Here is a 9940-nt window from a genome sequence, read left to right on the forward strand (position 1 = left end):
ACGGTTCCTTCCTTTCAAAAATGTAAACTGGGGGTTTTATCATGAAAGCAAAGAAACTTTTTCCTGCAGTAATGGCACTCTTATTTCTCGTAAGTGTGGTTCTTGTAGGATGTTCTTCGGATGGAGAAAGCTCAAGTGGAAATAAAGGCGATTCAAAAACAACAACAGTGGATATCTTCCAATTTAAAGTGGAATTTAAGGATCAATTTGAAGCTGTTGCAAAGCAATATGAAGAGTCACACGATGGTGTTAAAATCAACATCACAACTGTTGGTGGTGGAGAAGATTACGGTGCAGCACTTCGTTCAAAATTTGCTTCAGGTGAAGAGCCAACAATTTATAACATCGGTGGACCTCAAGATGTTGCAGACTGGGTAGATAGTTTAGCAGACCTTTCTGATACAGCAGCAGCTGGGGCTGCATTAGAAGGAACTCTTGAAGGAGTTACACAAGATGAAAAAGTGTTAGGACTACCTTTTAACCAAGAAGGATATGGATTAATCTACAATACAGCAGTATTTGAAAAAGCTGGAATCAACCCTGATGAAATTACTACTTTCGCTGCTTTAGAAGAAGCGGTAAAAACATTAGATAGCAAGAAGGATGAATTAGGTTTAGATGCTGTTTTCGCTCTACCAGGTAAAGAAAAATGGGTAACGGGCTTACACTTATCAAATGCTTTCTTATCCCCTGAATTTGAAGGGAATGTTTTAGGAACATTCGATTCTGCAAGTGTTGATTTTAAATATGGCGATGCATTTAAGAAGGTTCTGGATTTACAAAATGAGTATTCTGTTCAACCAACAGTAAGTTTAGACTATGCCATGCAAGTAGAAGAGTTATTCTCAACTGGCCGAGTGGCAATGATTCAACAAGGTAACTGGGTATATGGTTCAATCGCTGGTATCGATGAAGAGCTTGCAAACAATGGAGTAAGCATTTTACCAATTCCTGTTGAAGGCTATAAAGAAGATTCAATCCCAGTTGGAATTCCAATGTACTGGGCAGTGAATAGCAATAAAGATGAGGCAGAAGTAAAAGCTGCAAAAGACTTTTTAGACTGGTTATATACTTCTGAAGAAGGAAAAACAGCTGTGTTAGAAGACTTTAAATTTATCCCTGCGTATGAAGGGTTCGATGCTTCAAAAGTTTCTGATCCACTTGGAAAGTCAGTGTACGAGTATGCAACAGAAGGAAAGACAATTCCTTGGGTATTCATGGGCTACCCAACTGGTTGGGGAGAGCAACAGCTTGGTGTTAATATTCAAAAATACATCAGCGATGAAATGAGCTGGGAAGACCTTGTGAAGGAATCTCAAAAGGCTTGGGAAGACTCAAGAAAATAATCGATTCATCTAACAATAGAAAACAAGGCAGCGTACGGTTGCTTTGTTTTCTCCTTTTATACAGATATGAACGGGAGCTTGCGCTTCCCTTAGTATGATAGAAATATTTCGGGATTTCGATCAATTGGAGGAATTTACTATGCGAAACCGGAATCTATGGTATTGGTTATTTTTAGCCCCAACGCTTATAGCACTTGGAGTTGTTATAATCGTGCCATTAATTTTTGGAACCTATTACTCGTTTACAAACTGGAACGGAATTAAGATCACCGAGTTTGTTGGACTTGAGAACTATCAGAAGTTACTTGAGGATAAAGAATTCATGGACTCTCTATGGTTTACTGTGAAATTCTCAGTCGTGTCGATTTTCCTCATTAACTTTTTTGGACTTTCATTAGCATTACTTGTAACGCAAAAACTTAAAACAAACAATGTTTTACGTACAATCTTTTTCATGCCGAACTTAATTGGAGGGCTCATCCTCGGGTTCATTTGGCAATTTATTTTCATGAAGGTATTTGCGAGTATTGGAGATTTAACGGGGATTGCAGCTTTCAAAGGCTGGTTATCGACAGATACCACTGGTTTTTGGGCATTGGTTATTCTCATGAGTTGGCAAATGGCTGGATATATCATGATTATCTATATTTCCTATCTGGAAAGTGTTCCTCAGGAGTTATTAGAAGCGGCGGAAATTGACGGAGCAAGCAGCTTCCAGCGTTTTATGAATGTAACATTCCCACTTGTAGCACCGGCATTTACTGTTAGTTTGTTTTTAACGTTATCTAATACGTTTAAGCTATATGACCAAAACCTAAGTTTAACAGGTGGCGGGCCTTATAATTCAACACAGATGGTAGCAATGGAAATTTTTAAAACTGCCTTCTCAGAAAACAATTATGCGTATGGACAAGCAAAAGCGATTATTTTCTTCCTAATCGTGGCGGCTATATCCTTAACACAGGTGTACATCAATAAGAAACGGGAGGTCGAGATGTAATGAAAAGTAAAAAAAGAAAATTATATTTGCTTGAAATTCTAGGCATTGTCCTTGGCCTAATTTGGCTCTCCCCTTTCTATTTGATGATCGTAAACTCATTTAAAACAAAACGTGAAATTTTTACAGATACTCTAAAACTTCCGGATGTATTTACATTTGATAACTATGTTCAAGCATTTGAAGAGCTTGATTTTATCCGCACTTTCTTTAACTCTGTCCTCATTACGGTCTTAGGTGTTGCTGTGATTATTCTCTTTTCATCGATGGCAGCATACGCATTAAATCGTCGCAAAGGAAAAGTAAGTGGACTTGTTTTCTTCCTTTTTATCGCTGCAATGCTGATTCCATTCCAATCCGTCATGATTCCATTAGTATCACTATTTGGTAAAATGGAACTATTAAACCGATTTGGAATCATTTTTATGTATCTTGGCTTTGGTAGCAGTTTATCGATCTTCTTATATCACGGATCCCTACAAGGAATCTCAAAATCATTAGATGAAGCAGCCACCATTGATGGTGCAAACAGATGGCAAATTTTCTGGCACATCATTTTTCCGATGTTAAAGCCAATTTCAGTAACAGTAGCTATTTTAAATATTATTTGGATTTGGAATGACTATCTATTACCATCTCTAGTCATTAACCAAGAAGGAATGCATACGATTCCGTTGAAGATGTTCTTCTTCTTTGGTCAATATACAAAGCAATGGCATTTAGCCTTGGCAGGATTAACGCTTGCCATCATTCCAGTGATACTTGTGTATTTCTTCATGCAAAAACACATTATCAAAGGAATTGCAGAGGGCTCTGTAAAATAATTATTGATAACGAAGGATTGAATAGATTCCTTTTATATAAAATGAAACGAAATATCACAAGCTTTTTGATGTCTAGCTCCAGGCGCCATCGGCTCGAGGTCACAAGCCAACCGCTTCTGAAGGCAAAGAACGCCTTCTGTCAGCGCTTTTCTAATGCTTGTAGCCGATAGAAGGCACCTTGCGCTTTTCTAATATGGAGGGTATGTATGGCTATTACAATTAAAGATGTTGCAAAAGAGGCAAATGTCTCGCCTTCCACTGTCTCAAGGGTCATAGCAAATAACCCTCGAATTAGTGAAGAAACAAAAAAACGAGTACGTGAAGCGATGGATAAGCTCGGATATCATCCTAATTTTACAGCACGAAGCTTAGCGGTAAATAGCACAGCAACCATTGGGGTTGTGATGCCATTCTCAGCATCCCATGTGCTTCAAGATCCTTTTTTCCCGGAAGTGATTAGAGGGATCAGCGTACAAGCACGTGAACATAAGTATGGATTGTACCTTTCGACAGCTGGAACGGAAGATGAGATTTATGAAGAAGTTGTTGGGATGGTCCAAGGTCGCCGTGTAGATGGCTTAATTCTTCTCTATTCGCGGACAGATGATCGTATTATCAAGTATTTACAAAAGATCGATTTTCCGTTTACAGTGATTGGTCGACCTGTGATAGGCGCAGAACGAGTCACGTATGTAGACAATGACAATATCTACATCACGAAGGTCGTAACGGACTATTTGATTGACTTAGGTCATACGAAAATTGCATTTGTCGGCTATGACGGCGACTTTGTGTTTATGCTCGATCGACTTGAAGGATACAAACAAGCGCTAAGCGAGGCTGGGATCTCTTTTAATGAGGACTATATCGTTCAAAAGAGTACGATAAATAAAGGGAAAGAAGCGATTATATCCTTTTTAAGTTCGGTGAAAACACCTACAGCATTAGTTTGTACAGATGACTTTATCGCGATTGAATTGATGAGTCACTTTGAAGAATTGAATATTCGCGTCCCAGAGGACGTTTCCATTGCAAGCTTTAACAACGTACTACTGGCTGAATATTCGAAGCCTCCCCTCACCTCAGTGGATATTGATATTTTTCAACTGGGAGTTGAAGGTGCAAGCTGTTTGATTGAAAAAATAAAAAATCCGGATGTCTTACCAAAGCGGATTACGATACCGGCAAAACTAATTGAACGGAAGTCGTGCGTACGGATTAAATAAAAATGAAGGTTTAAAAAGGAGGATAAAAAGGACCGCGTCGACAAAAACGCCACGGCCTAATGTCTTGTCGACACTAGCACTTCCTGTGCGTCGAGGTTCAAGGCGGCGCGAGCTCCCGAGTAGCGGAGCGAGGCAACTGCTTGAGTAAACATCCTTGAAGCCTTGCGCTGAGGAATTGACTTCCTGAGTTAACTAGCAGACGCAAGCGCATAACCTAGTTATTACTCTGTTATCGGTGCAGTGTTTGCAGAAATTCGATGTGTCATTTTTACCGCACTTTTTAAACATCCTCTAGAAAGTGAGTTTATGGGAAATGGAAAACAAAACATGGTGGAAAGAAAGTGTTGTGTATCAAATTTACCCAAGAAGCTTTAAGGATACAAATGGCGACGGAATTGGAGACCTTAAGGGAATTACCGAAAAGCTTGATTATCTAAAAGACCTTGGTGTTGATGTAATTTGGCTCTCCCCTGTCTATGAATCCCCTAATGATGATAATGGCTATGATATTAGCAACTACTGTGAGATCATGGATGAATTTGGCACGATGGCTGATTGGGAAGAGCTACTTTCGCAGATGCATAATCGCGGCATGAAGCTAATGATGGATCTAGTCGTAAATCATTCGTCAGATGAGCATAAGTGGTTCCAGGAATCCAGAAAATCAAAGGATAACCCTTACCGTGACTACTACATTTGGCGTCCTGCTAAAGATGGTAAGGAACCGAATAATTGGGAGTCCTTCTTTAGCGGTTCAGCATGGCAATATGATGAGCAAACAGACGAATACTTTCTACATTTATTTAGTAAAAAACAGCCTGATCTCAATTGGGAGAATCCGAAAGTTCGTGAGGAAGTCTATGACCTTATGACTTTTTGGCTTGAAAAAGGAATAGATGGATTCCGAATGGACGTCATCAATTTAATTTCAAAAGTTCCAGCGCTACCAGATGGTGAACCGCAGGAAGGAAAAAAATATGCTTCAGGTGCACCTTATTATATGAATGGACCTCGAATCCATGAATTTTTACAGGAAATGAACCAACAAGTGTTATCGAAATACGACATTATGACTGTTGGCGAAATGCCGGGTGTCGACACAGCAGAAGCGCAAAAGTATACAGGTTCGGACCGTAATGAGCTAAACATGGTCTTCCAATTTGAACATATGGATTTAGATTCAGGTCCAACAGGAAAATGGGATTTGCGACCATTAAATCTACTAGATTTGAAACAAACGTTTACCAAATGGCAAAAAGGTCTGGAAGGCTCTGGCTGGAACAGTTTGTATTTAAATAATCATGATCAGCCTAGGATGGTGTCTAGATTTGGTGATGACGGTGAGTATTGGTTAGAGTCAGCAAAGATGCTTGGAACGTTTTTGCATATGTTGCAGGGAACTCCATATATATATCAAGGTGAAGAACTTGGGATGACGAATGTTCAGTTTGATTCCATTGACGATTATAAGGACATCGAAACCCTAAATATGTATAAGGAAAAGGTAGATGCAGGCGTGGCTCCAGAGCAAATTATGCAGTCTATCTACGCAAAAGGAAGAGACAATGCGCGTACCCCTATGCAATGGGACGAAAGTGAGAATGCTGGGTTTACGACAGGCACTCCATGGATTTCGGTGAATCCGAATTACCGGGACATTAATGCGGCTAAACAAGTGGATGATCCAAATTCTGTTTTTCATTATTATAAAAGATTGATTGAGTTACGAAAGCAGCATGAGATTATGGTATATGGTACTTATGACCTGCTGTTGCCGGAGCATCCAACGATTTATGCGTATACTAGAATATTAGCTGATGAAAAGTTACTGGTAGTACTGAATTTTTCAAACGAACATACATTATTTGAGTTGCCAGAAGAGTGTAGCTACAAATCACAGGAACTATTGATTGGCAATTATGATGTCAATCAAAATGAATCAATTGAAAGAATAGAATTAAAGCCATATGAGGCAAGAGTGTATCGGTTAACGATTTGAAGGTGGATTTGAGTACCATCTGTAGAAGGGAAGAGAGGATACAAAAATGAAGCAAGCATGGTGGAAGGAAGCAATTGCCTATCAGATCTATCCAAGAAGCTTTATGGATTCAAATGGTGACGGTATCGGTGATCTACAGGGGATTATATCCAAATTAGATTATGTAAAAGATCTGGGGATCGATGTAATTTGGATTTGCCCTGTTTACAAATCACCCAATGATGATAACGGCTATGATATTAGCGATTATCAAGACATCATGGCTGACTTTGGAACGATGGCTGATTTTGATGAATTACTAGAGGAAACCCATAAGCGTGGGATGAAACTCATTATTGATTTAGTTATTAACCATACAAGTGATGAACACCCCTGGTTTATCGAATCTCGTTCTTCAAAGGATAACCCAAAGCGGGATTGGTATATTTGGCATGATGGAAAAGATGGAAAAGAGCCAAATAACTGGGAAAGTATATTCGGGGGGCCGGCATGGGATTTTGATGAAGAGACTGGTCAATATTACATGCATATTTTTTCTACAAAGCAGCCTGATCTCAATTGGGAGAACACAGAGGTTCGCACAGAGTTATACCGCATGATTAATTGGTGGCTCGATAAAGGCATTGATGGTTTCCGGGTAGATGCGATTAGTCATATTAAAAAAGTACCGGGTTTCCCTGATCTGCCAAATCCAACTGGTCTAAAGTATGTTTCTTCTTTCGACGGCCATATGAATCGTCCCGGGATTCAAGAATTTTTACAAGAATTAAAGAAAGAAACCTTTGCCAAATACGACATTATGACAGTTGGTGAAGCAAATGGTGTAAGTGTCGAGGATGCAGAAGAATGGGTTGGCGAGGAACAAGGAAAATTCAATATGGTGTTCCAGTTCGAACATTTAGGCCTATGGGATGAAGAGAAACAAAAACTTGATGTGGTCGGGCTCAAACAAGTTCTTACGAGATGGCAAAAGGGACTAGAAAACATGGGCTGGAATGCATTGTTTATCGAGAACCATGATCAAACACGTGTCGTATCTAATTGGGGAAATGATAAGGACTATTGGAAGGAAAGTGCAACGGCGCTAGGTGCCATGTACTTTTTCATGCAAGGAACTCCTTTCATTTACCAGGGGCAAGAAATTGGAATGACAAATGTTCAATTCCAATCCATCGAAGAATATGATGATGTGGCAACAAAAAACTTGTATCATGAAAAGCGCTCTGAGGGTGTCCCGCATGAGGAGATTATGGAGGTCATCTGGGCGACAAGTAGGGATAACTCACGTACTCCAATGCAGTGGTCCAATACTGAAAACGCAGGCTTTACAACAGGAGAACCATGGATGGGTGTTAATCCAAATTTCGTGGAAATTAATGTTGAAGACCAGCAGGTTGATGAAGATTCTGTGCTGCATTTTTATAAAAAAATGATTGCTTTGAAAAAGGCGAATAAAGTATTCACGTATGGTGAGTATGACTTATTACTAGCCGAAGACCCACAGCTATATGTATACACACGCACGCTAGGCGATCAGAAAGTGATTGTTGTAACGAATCTATCTCAAGAAAATGCCATTTGTCGTCTGCCAGAAGGTGAATTTAGGCATAATGAGCTAATGTTGGCAAATTATTATATCGATGCACACGAGGCTACAGATTCAATAGAATTAAGAGCGTATGAGGCACGAGTATATCGGTTAGGTTAATTTAAAGACCCCTATGCTTAAGTAAGGCATAGGGGATTTTGAGTGAGTTATTTATGATCTGGCTCTCCTACTTCATTACCTGTTGTGTATTCATAGGTTGCCTCATAGCCGGACTCTCTTGCTTTCGGGCCTTTGGCAACTTTGTATTGGCTATGATTGGATTGACCATCACGGTTTTTCTTTTTATCCATACGAACACCACCTTACCCGCGTTTATTTAAGTTTTCTTGCGCCATGCGGATCATTTCTTTAACCATATTGCCACCGATGTTGCCACCGACTTTGCCTGCTTGCTTGGACGTGAGGTTTCCGTTGTAGTCTTCCTTTAATGGAATCCCCAGTTCCTTTGCGACTTCGTATTTTACGCTGTCAGGGTTAGATGGATCTGTTTTGTAGCCTTGTTTTCGCATTATATTTGCTTTGAGTTGGTCAAGCCCTTCTCTTGCTTCAGGAATGAGTGGTCGACGTTTTTTTCGTGCCAAGAGGGACACTCCTTTCGTCATGTAATTTTTTATAGTATTCCCTAGTATAAAATCTAGAGATTCGGTAAAACTTGGTAGTAACAACATTCTTTAAAGAATTTAATTAAAATCAGTTTTTTTGGTTTGAAACGCTTGTTTTTTGGCTAATCTAGTGATGTAATACTTATACCACCAGTTTAATAGGGGGAATTTAGCCTAAATTCTTGCGAACCTATGAAAAAAGTGGTAAAAAGAATATGTGCTTATTTGGAGAGGAGAATTTTAAAATGAACAAAACAGAACTAATCAGTGCAGTTGCTGAAAGTGCAGAACTATCTAAAAAAGATGCAACAAAAGCTGTTGACGCAGTATTTGAAGCAGTTCAAAATGCATTAAGTAGCGGAGATAAAGTACAATTAATCGGATTCGGTAACTTCGAAGTTCGTGAGCGTGCTGCTCGTAAAGGCCGCAACCCACAAACTGGTGAAGAAATCGAAATCGCAGCTAGCAAAGTACCTGCATTCAAACCAGGTAAAGCTCTTAAAGACGCAGTAGCTGGTAAGTAATATTACATAATCCCTGCGCAAATGCCCCTCAGAGACGATCTGAGGGGTTTTTTCATACTCTTAGACTAAAAGTGTGCAACCGATTGTAAAAGCCTATATGCGAATTGCTAGATTGTCAAAATGTGAGTTTGACGCACCCCTATTGCTCATGGGAAAATAGGAGTATCGATTTTACAAAGGTAGTGAAGGGATGCAAAAACGAGTCAATTGCTTAAAATGCAAGCATTTTTATACGACATGGGAACCGAAATTTCCTCGTGGCTGTCGCGCCTTCAATTTTAAGACGCAGGCAATGCCCTCTATAGCGGTTTTTAGATCTTCTGGGGTACATTGTATGAAGTATGAGGAAAAGCATATCAAGCAACCGCAAACCCCTTCCTACAACGTAGATATTCGGGCATAGAGGAGTGAACTTTGTGAATATATCTTTGAATAAGATTTTAGATAAAATGCAGCAGGAATTGTTGAGAGCAAAGAGTGAAGAGAGTGAACAAAAGGTGAGAGAGCGTCTGATGGCCATTCGGACCTTATGTGACCTTGTGTTGGATGAGGCTCCAACAGAGGGAAAGCGGGTTGAGGCGGTGCCTGTACAACCGGTGCGACCGGTTGTGCAGTCCATTCCAGCGATGCCGCAAACAACGACAATCCAAAACGCTACAAAATTAGAGGAAGACGATGCTAATGGAGATTCTCTGTTTGATTTCTAAACAGAGAATCTCTTTTTTTATCTGTTTTGGTTTTGTCCGATAAAAGGAGAGTTATGTCCGATATTTGGCCGGGAATGTCCGATATATTGAAATTTATGTCCGATAA

At 39.8% G+C, this 9940-nt stretch carries 10 protein-coding genes; 8 read left to right on the plus strand and 2 right to left on the minus strand.

Annotated features, from left to right (window positions below):
• Nucleotides 1–41 precede the first annotated feature (41 nt).
• From AC6CHV_RS25490 to AC6CHV_RS25515, 6 genes are all read left to right on the plus strand, one after another.
• Nucleotides 42–1346 (plus strand): extracellular solute-binding protein, encoded by a 1305-nt coding sequence (locus tag AC6CHV_RS25490; RefSeq protein ID WP_498079913.1) that lies wholly within the window; start codon nt 42–44, stop codon nt 1344–1346.
• A 139-nt stretch (nt 1347–1485) separates the two neighbouring features.
• Nucleotides 1486–2346 carry an ABC transporter permease subunit gene (locus tag AC6CHV_RS25495; protein ID WP_498079914.1) on the plus strand — a complete coding sequence of 287 codons (861 nt, stop codon included), beginning with the start codon at nt 1486–1488 and terminating at the stop codon, nt 2344–2346.
• Complete coding sequence (locus tag AC6CHV_RS25500) at nt 2346–3167, plus strand: carbohydrate ABC transporter permease (protein WP_341333297.1); 822 nt, start codon at nt 2346–2348, stop codon at nt 3165–3167. The genes AC6CHV_RS25495 and AC6CHV_RS25500 overlap by 1 nt, the downstream gene beginning before the upstream one ends.
• Nucleotides 3168–3373: 206 nt before the next feature.
• A complete protein-coding gene (locus AC6CHV_RS25505; protein ID WP_498079915.1) occupies nt 3374–4393 on the plus strand; it encodes a substrate-binding domain-containing protein in 1020 nt (339 codons plus the stop codon).
• Between the two features lie 313 nt (nt 4394–4706).
• Entirely contained in the window at nt 4707–6392 is a 1686-nt protein-coding gene (locus AC6CHV_RS25510; protein WP_498079916.1) for an alpha,alpha-phosphotrehalase, read from the plus strand.
• Between the two features lie 46 nt (nt 6393–6438).
• Nucleotides 6439–8100 carry an alpha,alpha-phosphotrehalase gene (locus tag AC6CHV_RS25515; protein WP_498079917.1) on the plus strand — a complete coding sequence of 554 codons (1662 nt, stop codon included), beginning with the start codon at nt 6439–6441 and terminating at the stop codon, nt 8098–8100.
• 47 nt (nt 8101–8147) lie between these two features.
• Here AC6CHV_RS25515 and AC6CHV_RS25520 read toward each other — a convergent pair whose 3' ends face one another.
• Together AC6CHV_RS25520 and AC6CHV_RS25525 are read right to left on the minus strand one after the other, a co-directional pair.
• Nucleotides 8148–8291, minus strand: coding sequence for a hypothetical protein (locus AC6CHV_RS25520; RefSeq protein ID WP_165918240.1), 144 nt, complete (start codon nt 8289–8291; stop codon nt 8148–8150).
• 12 nt (nt 8292–8303) lie between these two features.
• Nucleotides 8304–8582: a small, acid-soluble spore protein, alpha/beta type gene (locus AC6CHV_RS25525; RefSeq protein WP_498079918.1), complete on the minus strand. Its 279-nt coding sequence runs from the start codon at nt 8580–8582 to the stop codon at nt 8304–8306.
• Nucleotides 8583–8848: 266 nt separating this feature from the next.
• Here AC6CHV_RS25525 and hbs point away from each other — a divergent pair, with 266 nt between their 5' ends.
• Nucleotides 8849–9127, plus strand: a complete 279-nt coding sequence (gene hbs, locus AC6CHV_RS25530) for a non-specific DNA-binding protein Hbs (RefSeq protein WP_010677267.1) — start codon at nt 8849–8851, stop codon at nt 9125–9127.
• A gap of 416 nt (nt 9128–9543) precedes the next feature.
• Nucleotides 9544–9834 carry a DUF5327 family protein gene (locus AC6CHV_RS25535; RefSeq protein ID WP_498079919.1) on the plus strand — a complete coding sequence of 97 codons (291 nt, stop codon included), beginning with the start codon at nt 9544–9546 and terminating at the stop codon, nt 9832–9834.
• Nucleotides 9835–9940 lie beyond the last annotated feature (106 nt).

This window comes from Ferdinandcohnia sp. GQ5 (assembly GCF_059759275.1).